Annotated in this window: 14 protein-coding genes and 1 pseudogene; 9 read left to right on the top strand and 6 right to left on the bottom strand. The window is 70.0% G+C overall.

From position 1 onward, the window contains the following. Nucleotides 1–31 precede the first annotated feature (31 nt). The 4 genes from D7X30_RS23195 to D7X30_RS23180 are packed head-to-tail and all read left to right on the top strand — an operon-like array spanning nucleotide 32 to nucleotide 4,460. Nucleotides 32–1,420, top strand: a complete 1,389-nt coding sequence (locus D7X30_RS23195; RefSeq protein ID WP_120565120.1) for a sigma-54 dependent transcriptional regulator — start codon at nucleotides 32–34, stop codon at nucleotides 1,418–1,420. Between the two features lie 27 nt (nucleotides 1,421–1,447). After that, on the top strand, nucleotides 1,448–2,650 hold the full coding sequence (locus tag D7X30_RS23190) for a sensor histidine kinase (RefSeq protein ID WP_233591728.1): 1,203 nt from the start codon (nucleotides 1,448–1,450) through the stop codon (nucleotides 2,648–2,650). Then, nucleotides 2,650–3,351 (top strand): response regulator, encoded by a 702-nt coding sequence (locus D7X30_RS23185; protein WP_120565119.1) that lies wholly within the window; start codon nucleotides 2,650–2,652, stop codon nucleotides 3,349–3,351. The genes D7X30_RS23190 and D7X30_RS23185 overlap by 1 nt, the downstream gene beginning before the upstream one ends. Then, nucleotides 3,348–4,460 carry a hybrid sensor histidine kinase/response regulator gene (locus D7X30_RS23180; protein WP_120565118.1) on the top strand — a complete coding sequence of 371 codons (1,113 nt, stop codon included), beginning with the start codon at nucleotides 3,348–3,350 and terminating at the stop codon, nucleotides 4,458–4,460. Before D7X30_RS23185 ends, D7X30_RS23180 begins: the two co-directional genes overlap by 4 nt. Nucleotides 4,461–4,466: 6 nt before the next feature. Here D7X30_RS23180 and D7X30_RS23175 read toward each other — a convergent pair whose 3' ends face one another. Continuing rightward, on the bottom strand, nucleotides 4,467–4,982 hold the full coding sequence (locus tag D7X30_RS23175) for a hypothetical protein (protein ID WP_120565117.1): 516 nt from the start codon (nucleotides 4,980–4,982) through the stop codon (nucleotides 4,467–4,469). A gap of 141 nt (nucleotides 4,983–5,123) precedes the next feature. Here D7X30_RS23175 and D7X30_RS23170 point away from each other — a divergent pair, with 141 nt between their 5' ends. Continuing rightward, the gene (locus tag D7X30_RS23170; protein ID WP_120565116.1) at nucleotides 5,124–6,050 is read left to right on the top strand and encodes a GyrI-like domain-containing protein; all 927 of its coding nucleotides are present in this window, start codon (nucleotides 5,124–5,126) and stop codon (nucleotides 6,048–6,050) included. Nucleotide 6,051: 1 nt separating this feature from the next. On the opposite strand, the gene D7X30_RS23165 is transcribed toward D7X30_RS23170, so the two are convergent. Then, nucleotides 6,052–7,008: a lytic transglycosylase domain-containing protein gene (locus D7X30_RS23165; RefSeq protein WP_120565115.1), complete on the bottom strand. Its 957-nt coding sequence runs from the start codon at nucleotides 7,006–7,008 to the stop codon at nucleotides 6,052–6,054. Between the two features lie 253 nt (nucleotides 7,009–7,261). Between D7X30_RS23165 and D7X30_RS23160 the strand changes: the two genes are divergently transcribed. Next, a complete protein-coding gene (locus D7X30_RS23160) occupies nucleotides 7,262–8,218 on the top strand; it encodes an alpha/beta fold hydrolase (RefSeq protein ID WP_120565271.1) in 957 nt (318 codons plus the stop codon). Here D7X30_RS23160 and D7X30_RS23155 read toward each other — a convergent pair. Further along, the gene (locus tag D7X30_RS23155; protein WP_120565114.1) at nucleotides 8,204–10,174 is read right to left on the bottom strand and encodes a PAS domain S-box protein; all 1,971 of its coding nucleotides are present in this window, start codon (nucleotides 10,172–10,174) and stop codon (nucleotides 8,204–8,206) included. The two genes, D7X30_RS23160 and D7X30_RS23155, sit on opposite strands and share 15 nt — an antisense overlap. Before the next feature lie 298 nt (nucleotides 10,175–10,472). Between D7X30_RS23155 and D7X30_RS23150 the strand changes: the two genes are divergently transcribed. After that, entirely contained in the window at nucleotides 10,473–11,381 is a 909-nt protein-coding gene (locus D7X30_RS23150; RefSeq protein WP_120565113.1) for a PHB depolymerase family esterase, read from the top strand. A 100-nt stretch (nucleotides 11,382–11,481) separates the two neighbouring features. Beyond that, nucleotides 11,482–12,279, top strand: coding sequence for a DUF5995 family protein (locus D7X30_RS23145; protein ID WP_120565112.1), 798 nt, complete (start codon nucleotides 11,482–11,484; stop codon nucleotides 12,277–12,279). A gap of 25 nt (nucleotides 12,280–12,304) precedes the next feature. Here D7X30_RS23145 and D7X30_RS23140 read toward each other — a convergent pair whose 3' ends face one another. Then, nucleotides 12,305–13,042, bottom strand: a complete 738-nt coding sequence (locus D7X30_RS23140; RefSeq protein WP_120565111.1) for an SDR family oxidoreductase — start codon at nucleotides 13,040–13,042, stop codon at nucleotides 12,305–12,307. A gap of 152 nt (nucleotides 13,043–13,194) precedes the next feature. On the opposite strand from D7X30_RS23140, the gene D7X30_RS23135 reads away from it, so the two are divergent. Beyond that, nucleotides 13,195–14,037 carry an AraC family transcriptional regulator gene (locus D7X30_RS23135; RefSeq protein ID WP_120565110.1) on the top strand — a complete coding sequence of 281 codons (843 nt, stop codon included), beginning with the start codon at nucleotides 13,195–13,197 and terminating at the stop codon, nucleotides 14,035–14,037. A gap of 29 nt (nucleotides 14,038–14,066) precedes the next feature. Here D7X30_RS23135 and D7X30_RS23130 read toward each other — a convergent pair whose 3' ends face one another. Both D7X30_RS23130 and D7X30_RS23125 read right to left on the bottom strand, forming a co-directional pair. Then, on the bottom strand, nucleotides 14,067–14,456 hold the full coding sequence (locus D7X30_RS23130; protein WP_120565109.1) for a VOC family protein: 390 nt from the start codon (nucleotides 14,454–14,456) through the stop codon (nucleotides 14,067–14,069). A 5-nt stretch (nucleotides 14,457–14,461) separates the two neighbouring features. After that, a pseudogene (locus tag D7X30_RS23125) lies at nucleotides 14,462–14,971 on the bottom strand (M3 family metallopeptidase); the annotation flags it as partial. Nucleotides 14,972–15,059: the final 88 nt, after the last annotated feature.

The following is a 15,059-nucleotide window of genomic DNA, read 5'->3' as shown; positions in this document are numbered from 1 at the left end:
TGCCCTGGATTCATGTCTGTTAAGCAGGGGCATGGCCCCAGAACGCATCCTGGTCGTGGATGACGAGGTGAACGCGCGGCGCGCCCTGGCCACCCTCCTCTCGGAGGAGGGGTACGAGGTGCGGGAGGCCGCGGACGGCGCGGAGGCGCTCGCCGCGCTCCCGGACTTCTCACCCGCGCTGGTGCTCACCGACGTGCGGATGCCGCGCATGGACGGAGTCACCCTGCTGCGCCGCGCGAAGGAGGACGGCAGCGACGCGGCCTTCGTGATGATGACGGCGTTCGCCACGGTGGAGGCGGCGGTGGAGGCCATGCGCCTGGGCGCGGAGAGCTACCTCACCAAGCCGCTGGACCTGAACGCCGTGCTCGTCGTGCTGGGCAAGGCGCTGGAGACACGCCGGCTGAAGCAGGAGGCGCGGCAGCTGCGGGAGCGGGTGGCGGAGCGCTTCCGCGTGGGCAACATCATCGGGGACGCGCCCGAGCTCCAGGGGGTCTATTCCCTCATCCATCAGGCGGCCCCCACGCGGGCCACGGTGCTCATCCTGGGGGAGAGCGGCACGGGCAAGGAGCTGGTGGCCCAGGCGCTGCACGAACTCAGCCCGCGCAAGGCGCGCCCCTTCGTGAAGGTGCACTGCGCGGCGCTCAGCGAGGGCCTGCTGGAGAGCGAGCTGTTCGGCCACGAGCGGGGGGCCTTCACAGGCGCAGTGGCGCGCAAGGAGGGCCGCTTCGAGCTGGCGGACGGGGGCACCCTGTTCCTGGACGAGATTGGCGAAATCTCCCCGGCCGTGCAGGTGAAGTTGCTGCGCGTGTTGCAGGGCCGCGAGTTCGAGCGCGTGGGCGGCACGCAGACGTTGAAGGTGGACGTGCGCATCGTGGCGGCCACCCACCGCGACCTGGAGGCGGAGGTGAAGGCGGGCCGCTTCCGCGAGGACCTCTACTACCGCCTCAACGTCGTGGCGGTGACGCTGCCGCCCCTGCGCCGGCGCAAGGCGGACATCCCCGCGTTGGTGAGCCACTTCATCGAGCGCTGCAACGCGGCCCATGGCAGGGCCGTGAAGGGGCTGGCGCCCGGCACCCTGGAGGCGCTGATGAGCCACGACTGGCCGGGCAACATCCGCGAGCTGGAGAACGTGGTGGAGCGCGCCGTGGTGCTCGCGCGGGGAGAGGAGCTCACGGCGGACGACCTGCCGCCCGTGCTGCGCGGCCCCCGCCCCAGCGCCGGGGGCGGCGACCGGCTCATCCCCGGCGCGACGCTCGCCGTCATCGAACGTGAGGCCATCCTCCGCACGCTGGAGATGGTGCAGGGCTCCACCACGCGCGCCGCGGAGGTGCTGGGCATCAGCGTGCGGAAGATCCAATACAAGCTCAAGGAATACGGCGGCGGAGGCCCCGGCCCGGACGAGGAGCCGGCCGTGTCGTAGGCCCCGCGCGCAAGGAAGGGACTCGCCATGGAAGCCGGACCTGGAGGCGTGACGGAGGACATCCTGGAGGAGCTCCAGCGCTACGTGGGCTTCTCCGCCAGCGACGGGGAGGCCCTGCGGGAGCTGCACCCCATCGCCTGCGCGCACTTCGAGCGCATCGCGGACGTCTTCTACCGGCGCATCCTCGAACACCCGGGGGCGCGCAAGGCGCTGGAGGGAGGCGAGAGCCAGGTGGGCCACCTGAAGGTGACCCTCCAGGACTGGATGGGGTCGCTGCTCCTGGGGCCGTGGGACGCGGCCTGGTTCGAGCGCCGCTGCCGCATCGGACGGGTGCACGTGCGCATCCACCTGCCGCAGCACTACATGTTCGGCGCCATGAACCTGCTGCGCCAGGAACTGACGGCGGTGATGGAGGAGGCGCTGCGCGACGACTCCGCCCGGGCCGCCCGCCTGGGCCGGGCGCTGGGGAAGATCCTCGACCTGGAGCTCGCCATCATGCTGCACACCTACCGCGAGGACCTGCTGGCCCAGGCGGCCCGGGCCGAGCGGCTGGCGACCTTCGGGCAGCTCGTGGGCTCCATCGGCCACGAGCTGCGCAACCCCCTGGGCGTCATCGAGACATCGCTCTTCATCCTCAAGGGCCGCCTCGCGGCGACGGAGGACGCGCGCGTGGCCAAGCACCTGGACCGCATCGGGGAACAGGTGGGGGTCGCCAACCACATCGTCACCAGCCTGCTGGACATGATCCGCTCCCGCCCGCTGGTCCGCGCGCCGCTGCGGCTCACGGAGGTCTGGACCTCCGCGCGGAAGGCCGTCGCGCCGCCCCCTCATGTGCGCGTGCGCGAGGAGGGCCTGGAGGCCCTGCCCCCGCTGGAAGGGGACGCGGTGCAGCTGCGCCAGGTCTTCGTGAACCTGCTGCAGAACGCGGTGCAGGCCCTGGGCGAGCGCGAAGGCGAGGTGCGGCTGACGGCGGACGTCCCGGAAGAAGCCGGGGCGCGGCGGGTCCGGCTGGTGCTGGAGGACAGCGGCCCGGGCCTGGACCCGGCCATCCGCGCGCGCGTCTTCGAGCCGCTGATGACCACGAAGGCGCGCGGGCTGGGGCTGGGCCTGGCGCTGGTGCGGCGCATCCTCGAACGGCATGGCGGCGGCATCGCGTACGCTCCCTCCGGAGCCGGGCCGGGAGGGGCCCGCTTCGTGGTGGAGCTTCCCCTGACGCTGGAGCCTTCCTGATGGGCCGCTTCCTGTTGGTGGATGACAACCGGGCCTTCGCGGAGAACCTGGCGGAAATCCTGGAGGACGAAGGCCACTCGGCCACCGTGGTGGACGGGGGCGAGGCCGCGCTCCAGGCCGCGCGCGAGGTGCGCTACGACGTGCTCATCACCGACATGCGCATGGCCGGGATGAGTGGCGCCGCGCTGGTGCACCACCTGCGCCAGCGGGACCCGGGGCTCGCGGCCATCATCGTCACCGCGCACCCCGGCGAGGCCGAGCTCGCGCGAGCGCGCGCGGAGGGCGTGCTCGCGGTGCTGCCCAAGCCGGTGCCGGTGCCCGCGCTGATGAAGCTGCTCACGCGGGCCCGCCGCGACGGGCTCGTCGTGCTGGTGGAGGACGACGCCCACCTCGCGGACAACCTCACGGAGGTGCTGCGCGAGCGCGGCTTCACGGCCGTGGTCGCGCGCTCGGTGCCGGACGTGGTGGGGCTGGAGTCCGTCCACCCCTTCGCGGCGCTCGTGGACCTGCGCGTGCCGGGCGGCCCCGACGGCGAGGCGCTGCGCCGCGTGCGGGAGCGCTTCCCTGGCACCACCCCCTTCGTCGTCACGGCCTACCCGGAGGCGCTGCCCGCGGACTTCGAGGGCCGGCTGGTCCGAAAGCCCTTCGACACCGGGGCGCTGCTCGCCGCGCTGGAGCACGTGCACGGAGAGCGCGCGTGACGGGGAGCGCGGGGGAGCGGCCCCGGGTGCTGGTGGTGGATGACAACGCGGCGTTCCTGGACAACATGAAGGAGCTGCTGGAGGACCAGGGCTACGTCGTCTCCAGTGCGACGAGCTGCGCGGGGGCGCTGGAGCGGGCGCAGGCGGGCTTCGACGTGGCGCTGGTGGACGTCCGGCTGCCGGACGGAGAGGGCTCGTGGCTCGCCCCCCGGCTCAAGGCGCTGGTGCCGGACGGAGAGGTGGTGCTGCTCACGGGCCTGGGCATGCTGGAGGCGGCGGTGGCCGCGGTGCACGCGGGCGCGTGCGCGTACCTCCTCAAGCCCTGCGCCACGCCGGAGCTGCTGGTGACCCTGGAGCAGGCGCTGCGCCAGGTGCGGCTGCACCGCGAGAAGCAGGCGCTGTCCCGGCGCGCGCAGGTGTCGGAGAAGCTGGCCGCGGTGGGCACGCTGACCGCGGGCCTGACGCATGAAATCCGCAACCCCCTCAACGCCGCTGGCCTGCAGCTCACCGTCCTGGAGCGGCGGGTGCGCAGGCTGGAGGAGGCCGTGCAGGGGCCGCTCCTGGAGCCGCTGCTGCTGGTGCGGGATGAAATCCGCCGCCTGGACCACATCCTGGAGGACTTCCTCCAGTTCGCCCGTCCCCGCGAGTTCAGGTCGGACGCCGTGGCGGTGGCGCCGCTGTTCGAGCGGGTGGGCAGCCTCCTGACGTGGCAGGCCGAGCAGCGCGGCGTGACGCTGGAGGTGGAGCCGCCGGGCGCGTTGGAGGTGTGGGGGGAGGAGGAGCGGCTGCGGCAGGTGCTGCTGAACCTGGCGCTCAACGCGCTGGAGGCGACGCCGCCGGGTGGCCGCGTGCGCTTCAGCGCGAGCGCGCAAAGAGAAGAGGTGGCGCTCTTCGTGGACGACAGCGGGCCGGGCGTGCCGGTGCAGTCGCGGGGGAGGCTCTTCGAGCCCTTCTTCACGACGAAGGCGAGCGGCAGCGGGCTGGGGCTCTCCATCGTGCACGCCATCGTCACCCAGCACGGCGGCACCCTCCAGGTGGAGGATGGCCCGCTGGGCGGCGCGCGCCTCACCGTGCACCTGCCCGGAGCACCGGGGACCGTCGCGCGCTGACGTGGCTCAGGGGGCGGCCGGCTCGGGCGTCACGCCGACGGTCCGCGTCTTGCCGTCCTTGTCCACCTCCAGCTTGATGCGCGGGTTGCCCTGGGCGTCGTGGACCACGATGCTCGCCACGCCATCCACCACGCCCATCGTGATGCGCTCCTTCCAGTCATGCCGGAAGGTGATGCTGGGCTGTCCCTCGATGAGGCTCATGCACATGGCCTCGTAGCCCGCCTCGCTGTCGAAGCAGAGCCCACGGAAGCCAATGGAGTCGATCATCCCCAGCCCTCCAATCTCCTGCCCCGATGGGCTCAGGAACTGGATGCCGTAGGCGGTGACGGCGCGCTTCAGGCCCTGGGGGTCGGGCATCGGCGCCGCGATGCGCACGCGCGTCTGGCCGTGCTCGTCGACGATGTTCAGCTCCCGGACGGAGAGGGACTCCACGGGGCTGGCGGCGCTGGAGCACGCGCCGAGCAGCAGGCATCCGGACGACAGCCCGGCCAACACGAACGAGGGGATGTGGGTAGGGGGCATGGCGGGGCATCTTGCACCGGTCCCCTGGTCCGTTGCTCCATGCCTCCACGGCCCCTCGGTCATGGACGCGTCATGACGGGGGCCTGAAAAACCGCAAGGCGCATCAAGCCCCCGGTCTGGAGCGCGCGTAGGTTTCGTCGCGTGAAGGCAGCGACCCAATCGTTCTACGCGGCGGCCGTCCAACGGACCGTCGACCGCATCGTCCACCAGCTCGATGAAGCGCTGGACCTGACCGCCCTCGCGAAGGAGGCGGCGCTCTCACCGTTCCATTTCCACCGCGTCTTCCGGGGCATGGTGGGAGAGACGCCGCTGGAGCTGCACCGGCGCCTGCGCATGGAGCGGGCGGCCCTCCAGCTGCTCCAGGGCGATGAGGGCGTGACGGCCATCGCCTTCGAGGCGGGCTACGACACCCACGAAGCCTTCACCCGGGCCTTCCGCGCCGCGTATGGCGTTCCGCCCTCGGAGTTCCGCCGGAGCCCGGCCGGTGCCGGGCAGGACTGCGTGCGCCCACGCCAGACCTGGCTCACGTCGCGCTCTGGCATCCATTTCCAACCGGAAGCGCCCAGGAACGCATGGGCCTTCCCCATTCCCGGAGGTCACACCATGGACGTGGTTCTCAAGGAGTTGCCGGCGCTGCGTTTGGCGACGGTGCCCCATGTCGGGGCCTATTCGCGCATCTCGGAGGCGTTCCAGAAGCTGGGCCAGCTCGCCGGAGCGGCGGGCCTGCTGCGGCACGCGGGGGGCACGATGCTCGCCGTGTACCACGACGAGCCGGAGTCCACGCCGCAGGACCAGCTGCGCTCGGAGGCCGCCGTCGTCATTCCCGACGATGCCGTCCTGCCGGAGGTCCTGGGCGAGCGGCGGCTTCCGGCGGGGCGCTACGCGTCCACGGTGCACGTGGGGCCCTACACGGAGCTGGGGGATGCATGGGCCCGGTTGATGGGCCAGTGGCTGCCGGACAGCGGCCACCGGGTGGGGGAGGGCGTGAGCTTCGAAATCTACCGGAACAACCCGATGCAGGTGCCTCCGGCGGAGCTGCGCACGGAGCTGTACGTGCCGCTCGCGTGAACTACGCGGGCAGCGAGCCCTGGCCGGTGGCCAGCGTGTTCATGAAGGACTTCACCTTCTGCACGTAGGTGGCGTCGCCGGTGCCGGCGGGGATGGCGTCCGGGTTGCTCTTGTCCACGCCGTTGGGGCCGGAGTTGTAGGCGCGCAGGGCCAGGTCATCGCTGCCGAACTGCGCCTTCATGTCCTTCATGTAGAAGGCGCCCGCCAGGATGTTGGTCTCCGGGTCGGAGAGGTTCTTGCCCTGGAGCTCCGGGTGCTTCGCCTGCAGCTCCCCGTAGGTGTTGGGGTTGACCTGCATCAGGCCCGTGTCCGTCAGGCCGTTGCCGCCGTTGGTGGAGACGGCCTCCAGGTTGCCGCGCGACTCCTGCCAGATTTGCGCGGCCAGCATCTCCGCCGGCATGCCCGTCTTGGCGGAGGCGGACTCGATGGCGCTCCGGAACTTCTCCAGCCCCGGGGGCAGGTTGCCGCCCAGCTTCGTGCCGCCGCTCGAGGACGAAGCCGAGGGCCCCACGACGCCCGTGTTGCCATTGGACGCCTGGGACTGCGACGCCGCCGGCCCCACCACGCCGGTGTTGCCGTTGAGCGCCACGGGAGGACGCGCCGAGTCCTGCGGCGTGAAGCTGCTGTCGGAGAAGGGCTGCGAACCCGTGCCGCACTTCCCTCCCGAGGCGCCCTGCGCACCCTGCGCTGCGCCCGGCACGGCCTGCGCCACCAGCTGCACGATGGACGTCAGCGCGGACAGCGTGTCCTGGAGCAGCTTGCCCAGCTCCGCGCCCTTGCCGGAGCCGATGTCGAAGCCGTCCTTCTGGAATGCCGCGAGCCCCGGCGAGCCCGGCTTCTGGGCGGAGGAGAACCCGTCCACGCCACCCGGGCGACCCGCGAGGCGGGGAGAGGCTGCGTCCTGCACCGGCGTGCGGGACACGGAAGCGGAGGGGCTGCGGAGGGGCGAGATGGCCATGGCGGGGGACCTCGAAAGGGATTGGGTTTCGGTGAAGCGATGCAGGACCCCATAGCAGCCGGTGTGCCAGCCCCCATGGACCGGGCGGGCGCGGACAACCCATGGATTTCACGGGCAACGCGCAGGGGCGCTGGAGCCCGTGTGGGGCCCGGACCTGGTGACTCCCGTCACCGGCCCGATGCCCTCCGTCATCAGCCGAACCCACCGTCACGCGTGGAATGACAGCGGGCAGCGCGTCGTGCAGAACGCTCCCATGGCCGACATCACCCACCGCACCGTCCGGACGAATGGCATCCACCTGCACCTCACCGAGGCCGGCCAGGGCCCGCTGGTGCTGCTCCTCCATGGCTGGCCGGAGTCCGGGTACTCGTGGCGCCACCAGCTCCGGGCGCTCGCGGACGCCGGCTATCACGCGGTCGCGCCCGACGTTCGCGGCTACGGCCAGAGCGACCGGCCCGAACCCATCGAGGCCTACAGCATGAAGCAGCTGATGGCGGACTTCGTGGGCCTGCTCGATGCGCTGGGGGAGAAGACCGCGGTGGTGGTGGGCCACGACTGGGGCGCGGCGATGGCGTGGAGCTGCGCCGCGCTGCACCCGGACCGCTTCCGCGCCGTCGTGGGCATGAGCGTGCCGCACCTGGGCCGCACGCCCATGCCGCCGACCCAGCTCTTCCGGCACGTGTTCGGGGACAAGTGGTTCTACATCCTCTACTTCCAGGAGCCGGGCATCGCCGAGGCGGAGCTCGAAGCGGACATCCCGAGGACGCTCCGCATCACCCTGGGCGGCGCCCCCGGCTTCGACACGCAGGCCGAGGCCGTGAAGTCGCGCCGCCAGGGCGACGGCTTCCTCACCGGTCTCCAGGTGCCGGAGCCGCTGCCCGCGTGGCTCACGGAGGCGGACGTCGCGCACTTCGCGAAGGAGCTTACGCACAGCGGCTTTCGCGGCGGGCTCAATCGCTACCGCAACATGGACCGCGACTGGGAGGAGCTGCCCGAGCTGGCGACGGCCCTCATCCCGCAGCCCGCCCTCTTCATCACCGGGGAGAAGGACCCGGCCCGCGCCTTCGCTCCGCTGGACGCCATGAAGGCCCTGGTGCCGCGGCTCCAGGACGTGCTCGTCATTCCAGGCGCGGGCCACTGGATCCAACAGGAGCGCCCCGCGGAGGTGAACGCCGCCCTGCTGGCGTTCCTGAGGTCACTGCCCGCCTGAGTCCCCGTGCCGGGGCAGGCGCACGGTGAACGTGGTGCCTTGCTTGAGGTTGGAGGTGACGTCGACGGTGCCGCCGTGGGCCTCCACCAACTGCTTCACGATGTAGAGCCCCAGGCCCACGCTGCGGCTGGTGGAGTCCACCTCCGATGACGCGCGCTGGAGGGGTTCGAAGATGCCGGGAAGCTTCTCCGGGGGGATGGGCGTGCCCTGATTGTGCACGGACAGGCACACCCACCCGTCCTCGCCCCGGGTCGTCACCTGCACCGGGCTCGCTTCGGGGCTGTACTTGATGGCGTTGGTGACCAGGTTCTGCACCACCTGGGCAATCCGCTCGGAGTCCCACACGCCCGTCGCGTCGCCCCGCTCGTGCACGCTCAGGGTGCGGCCGGGGTGCGCCGCATCCACCTGATCCAACACCTGCCGGGCCACCTGGTTCAGGTCCGAGGCTCGGGGCGCGATGGGGATTCCCTCGCCCAGCCGGGCCTGGGTGAAGTCGAGCAGGTCTCCCACGAGCCGCACCGCGCGGTGCACGGCGGACTGGATGCGCAGCACGGACTGGGAGGTGCGCGCGTCGAGCTCGTCGCGGCGGGCCATGGCGCTCACCGTCAGGTGGATGGCGTTGAGCGGAGTGCGCAGGTCATGGCTGACGATGCCGATGAGCTGCTGCTCGAAGTCGACGCGGTCCTGGAGCTGCTGGGTCAGGACGGCCGCGCGCTGGTGAGACCGCACCGCGTCCGTGGCGTCCCAGGCCACCCCCATGAAACCCTCGACGGCGCCCTCCAGGTCCCGCATGGGCACGTGCGTGAAGTTGAAGAAGTGCTCCACCCGCTCGCCCGTGTCCCGGCGGGTGGACTCGAAGCGCTCCTCCGTGAAGACCCGGGGCTCCCCCTTCTGGAAGACGGGGTCGCAGGCCTTCTCGATGATGGGCGGCCCGAACTCCGCGGGCAGCACTTCGATCAAGGGCCTGCCGAGCACCTCCGAGCACCTCCGCTCCCAGAAGCGGCACTGGACGGGGTTGGCGAACTGGATGACGTGGTGGGGGCCCCGGTAGATGGCGATGCCCACCGGGGCCTGATCGAAGATGGCGTAGAGCTTGTGGCGCTCCGCTTCCGCTTCGGCATGGGACGACCGCTCCCGGGCAAGCAGCGCCACGTGTTCCTCCTCCGCCTGCTTGCGCGCGGTGATGTCGAAGAAGGAGCTGACCGCGCCCACGACGCGGCCATCAGGCGTGCGGAGGGGCCGGGCGTTGATCGACAGCCAGATGCGGCTGCCTCCCGTCTTGTGGATGCCAACCACGTCGCCGGTCACATCCTCACCCGTGCGAAGCGCGCGCATGTGTGGATGCTCCTCGCCGGGGTACGGGCTGCCGTCCTCCCGGATGGCCTCCCAGCGCGGGTCGAAGGGGGTGCGGCCCCGCAGGTGGCTGGCGGACAGGCCCAGCTTCTCTTCCGCGGCGGCATTGGCGAAGCGGATGGTCCCCTGTTCGTCGTGCAGGGTGACGCCCTCGGCCAGCGAGGCGAGGATGGCGCTCAGCCGCGCCTCGCTCTGCCGCAGCGTCTCCTCCGCGAGCTTGCGCTCGGTGACGTCCTGCGTGACCTTCACGAACCCGCAGGGCTGGCCCGCGTCGTCACGCAAGAGCCATAGGTCTATCTCCGCGATGAAGAGGCTTCCGTCCTTGCGCTGCCGGGGCTCCTCGCCCTGGTAGTGCCCCGTTTCGAAGGCCTCCTTCAGTTCGTTCTCCGGGCGCCCCTGCTGGCGGTAGTCCTCGGGAAAGAGCATGCGGAAGTGCTGGCCCAGGACCTCCTCGGCGCGCCAGCCCTTGATGTGCTCGGCGCCCGGGTTCCAGCTGATGATGTGCCCTTGCAGGTCGATGCCGAAGATGGCGCGGTCCTTCGCGCTTTGGACCAGGAAACGGAAGAGCACATCCGTGTTCTGGCCTGCGTGCGTGCACTCCATGCGTGCCACGGTCCCTCCATGTCGTGAAACACGCGGGCTGTGAGCCGCCGTTCCCCGCGGCACAGGGAGCGGACGCGCCGGGCCCCGGCAGGAGCGCTGGTGTCAGTGGCGCGAACCGTGGGCGGACGTGGCGAGGTGTACCTCCACGGAGTCCATGTGTATTGCCATTCAACCGGAATCCTGCGGCGGTGCTGCGCATTCGCAGTGGAATGTGATTATTCGAGTAATTGAGTCTTTCCTATTTTTATCTGCAATCGCAGAGTGCTCCTGCGTCAAGCCCAGACCCGGAGAAAACACCATGCGGATGCAATGGATTGCGCTGGTTGTCGCGTTGGGAGCTGTCGCCTGCGGGGGGAGTTTCGAGCCGGGGGAGGCGGACACGTGGGGAACGCACGAGGCGGGGCTCACCATCACCACGGAGGACCAGGTCGTGGCCCGGCTGCCCGCGAGCACAGGGGCGGGTTATGGCTACGGTGAGTACCTGCCTCCGGGCTACCTGACGTCCACCACGTCCTATCCGGTCATCATCCACCTGAACGGTGCTGGCGAGTTCGGCACGTCTCCGACGGAGGCGGACCTGTTGGGCTACGTGACGCGCCATGGGGCGCTGAAGAACATCCACAAGACGGCCCAGGGCAAGGCGTACTTCGGGCAGCATCAGGTGATGGTCTTCACGCCGCGCGCGCATGCGAACTGGCAGCCGGCGGCGATTGACGCGTTCATCAGCTTCATCGTGGCGAACTACCGCGTGGACACGACGCGCATCTACCTGACGGGTATCAGCTTCGGTGGCTACGGCGCCTGGCAGTACGCGTACACGTATGGGAGCCGTCTGGCGGCGCTGGCGCCCATGGCCACCAACATTGGAGCGCCGGGTCCCACCATCACCCAGCTGAAGAACGTGCCGGTGTGGGCGGTGCACTCGTTCGCGGACGGCAGCTCCCTTTCGGCTGAGACCTCATGGCTCACGGGCGTGACGAAGAACCAAGGCCTGTTCCAGCCGGTCCAGGTGACCGCACCGACCCAGAAGGTGACGTACCTGTTCCCGGGCGCCAGCAGCCCCGTGTGGACGTTGCAGCCCGGCGTGGTGGCCACCGGGAGTGACATCGCGCGCCTCACCGTGCTGCCCGGCGGTGTGCACGACTGCTGGACGCAGCAGTACGACAACTACGCGTTCTGGGATTGGCTCCTCGCCCAGCACCGCTAGTTCTTCCGGCTCGCGGTGTCGGGGCAGGGGGCGCTTGCCCTACGGGTGAAAGCGCACCCGATTGCAGGGGGCTCTCAATTCCTCTCTAATTCCTGGCACCATGGCCCTGAACGTCGCAGTTCCCCTTGCTCCGTCCGCGACTCCGGCTCCTCCCACGACCATTGATGAGGTCATCACGCAGGAGAATGACATCATCGACCAGTCATTGCGGACGCGCGACCGCATTGGCTACTTCACCGCGCTCTACGAGCGGGTGACGGTCGACGTTCGGAGGGCGATCATCGCGGGCAATGTCTTCCTGGACAACGAGCGGATGGGGAGGCTGGACGTCGTCTTCGCCAACCGCTTCCTGGCGGCGTGGAATGCCTATTCCTCCGGCGGCACGCTGACGAAGTCCTGGCAGCTGGCATTCGATTCGCTGAAGGACGACTCGCCGTTGATCATCCAGCACCTGCTGCTGGGAATGAACGCGCACATCAACCTGGACCTGGGCATCGCGGCGGCCACGGTGGCGCCGGGGAGCGAACTCGCGTCGTTGAAGCAGGACTTCGATAGCATCAACGGTCTGCTGGCGCGGCTGGTCTCGGTGGTGGAAGTGGAGCTGGGAGAGGTGTCACCGCGCCTGAAGCAGTTGGAGGCCATCAGTCCGCAAGGGGAGGACCTGGTCTTCAACTTCGCGATGGATGTGGCCCGGGAAAAGGCCTGGGAGCTGGCGCAGTTGCTCGCGCCGCTGCCCCAGGACCAGTGGGCCCCGCACATCGCGGAGCGCGATCAGTCCGTGCACGATTTGGGCAATCTCATCCTCCACCCCGGCTTCCTGGTGGATGGGCTGCTTGAGTGGATCCGCGCGAAAGAGAACAAGGACATCGCCTACAACATCCAGGTGATTGGCGGGTAGCCGGCCCCTCAACCCCAGAGCCCGCTCAGTCCTGCGCCGTGGGACGGACAATCACCTCGCCCACGTCCACGTCGGCGGGCTGCTCGATGGCGAAGGCCATGGCGCGGGCAATCGCATCCGGCGAAATCGCGAGCTTGTCCCGGACCTCCTCGAACCGGGCCCGGAGCTCCGGATTCTTCACGTGCTCGAGGAAGTTCGTCCGGGTCATCCCTGGCGAGATGACCGTCACCCGCAGCCTGGGGCCCGCCTCCTGCCGCAGGCCTTCGGAGATGGCTCGCACGGCGAACTTCGTCCCGGCGTAGACCGCCTGGCCGGGCACGATCCGGTGCGCCGAGGTCGACGCGGTGTTGATGAAGTGCCCGAAGCCCTGCTGGCGGAAGACCGGCAGCGCCGCGGCGATGCCGTACAGCACGCCCTTGATGTTGGTGTCGACCAGCTCCTCCCAGTCGTCAACGCGCAGATCGTCCAGCGGAGAGGTCGCCAGGCTGCCCGCGTTGTTGATGAGCACGTCCAGCCTGCCAAACCGCTCACAGGCCAGGCGGACGAGCCCGGCGACGTCCTCGCGCAGTCTCACGTCGGTCCGTGCGCAGAGGGCCTCCCCTCCTGCCTTCGTGATGCGCTCCACCACTGGCTCCAGCCGCTCCAGCCGACGCGCGCCAAGGACGACCTTCGCTCCACGCCCGGCGAGCAGCAGCGCCGCCGCTTCGCCAATGCCGCTGCTGGCTCCGGTGATGGCAATGACCTTGTCCTGGATGCCTGACATGACGCCTCCCTGCCCGGCCAGGAGAGGGGAGGGCCGGGCGTGCAATGCAAGACGTAGCCATGCCGGGGCACACCGGGCTTGGACGTTGTTGACATGGCGTGCAGGTCAACTTCGCCCAAGCCAGGGGGGAAGCCCATCCCTAGAATCCAACCGTGCCCGCTCTCTCTCACGCCGTCGTGGATGGCCCCCTGTCCATCCAGACCTTCCTGTTCCCGGAACTGACGGGCTTGCGACTGGTGCGCTACCGGACCGACGGGCGGCTGCTGCGCTCCGTGAAGGAACGCTTCTCCGTGATGGTGACGCAGCGGGGGCACTCGGAGTGGTGGGGACGGGGCAAGGTCCATTCCTCCTCGCCCCGAACGGTCGACCTCAAGCAGATGGGCGAGGTGCACCGCGACCTGCGCCGAGACGGACCCGCCCGGTTCCAGGTCATCGCCTTCGACGAGTCCCTTGTCGCCGAGGTCCGCGAGGCGCTGGGCGCGCCGGCCTCCGCCCGGCTTCGCCAGCTCCAACTCGAAGTGTCGCAGCCGGTGGCGGCCGCCTTCGTGCGCCTCCACGCCGTGCTGGATGCGGGCCTGGAGGGGCGCTCCAACGCCCTCGCGCTCCAGACGGCCCTGGCCGAAGCCCTCTCCTCGCTGGTCGGATGTCTGGAGCATTCAGGCGCATTGGAGCGGCGCTACCGCTGGCCCATCCGGCGCGTGGTGGAGGCCCTGCACGAAGCCATTCCGGAGGGCATCACCCTGGAGTCGCTGGCCCATCAGGTGGGCTGGAACCGGTTCCACCTGTGCCGCGCCTTCCGCGAGGAGCTGGGCATGCCTCCGCACGCATACCTCACCCACCTGCGCGTCTCGCGAGCTCAGCGGCTGCTGTCACACGGACTGGCACCCGCGGAGGTCGCCCTCCAGGTCGGGCTCTGTGACCAGAGTCAGCTCAACCGGCACTTCAAGCGCATCGTCGGCATCACCCCGGGGCAGTTCGCGCGCGCCGTGCAGTGAGGCCGCCGGCTCAGGACCTGGGTGCGGCTCTATCGGGAAGGCTCACGGAAGACCGCTTCGATGTTGTTGCCGTCCGGATCCAGCACGAAGGCAGCGTAGTAACCCGCGGGATAGCCCGTTTCGACGCCGCGCAGCCCGGGAGGCCCGTTGTCGGTTCCACCCGCCGCCACCGCGGCCGAGTGGAAGGCGTCGACCTGGGCACGGCTCGTGGCGGCGAAGGCCGTGTGTTGCTTCACGCCGTGGGGATGGAAGCGGTCGATCCAGAAGATGGGGTAGTCCCGGCCATAGCCAATGCCATCCGCCCCGGTGTCCTCGGGAAGCTGCATGGCGCGGCGGAGGCCGAGCGCTCCCAACGCCGCGTCGTAGAAGGCCGCCGAGCGGGCGACGTCCGCGACGCCAATGCCGGTGTGATCGATCATGGTCCTCAGTGTATGGGCGCGAAGCCGCGCTCGCGCATCAGCGCGTCGAGGCTCGCGTCCTTCCCACGAAACTTCCGGTAGCCCTCGAACGGGTCCACGGTGTTGCCCACGGAAAGCACGTGCTCGCGCAGCCGCGCGGCCACCTTCGTGTCATCGGCACCTCCGGCCTCCTGGAAGGCCTCGAAGGCGTCCGAAGCCAGCAGGTCCGCCCAGGGATAGCGGTAGTAACCCGCCGCGTAGGTGTTGCTGGCGAAGATGGCCACCAGGGCCGGCACTTCGCCCCGGAAGCGCTCCTGGACGCGGTACGTCTCCGTCTGCCCGCCGTTGTACTTGCCCTCGCGCAGTGGCTCCAACTGGAGGTAGGGCTTCACCTCGCTGTCCTCGAAGTCATACGCCTGCTTGCGCACCTTCTCCGCGGAGTAGCGGTAGTCCCACGGGGCGATGGGCTCCGGGTGGCCCTGGCTTCGGGCAATGGCAGTCATCGCGGCGACCTCTTCGCGCACGCGCGCGACCGCGGATGAGGTTTTTCTCACGCGCGGGTGGCGAGCGCCGGACATCGCTAGATGCGTCGTGCCGGGACGGAAACGGCCACCGGCTTCGGGG

The sequence above is a fragment of the Corallococcus sp. AB011P genome, assembly GCF_003611605.1.
Taxonomy (GTDB): Bacteria; Myxococcota; Myxococcia; order Myxococcales; family Myxococcaceae; genus Corallococcus; species Corallococcus coralloides.
This window is presented reverse-complemented; position numbering and strand designations above follow the sequence as displayed.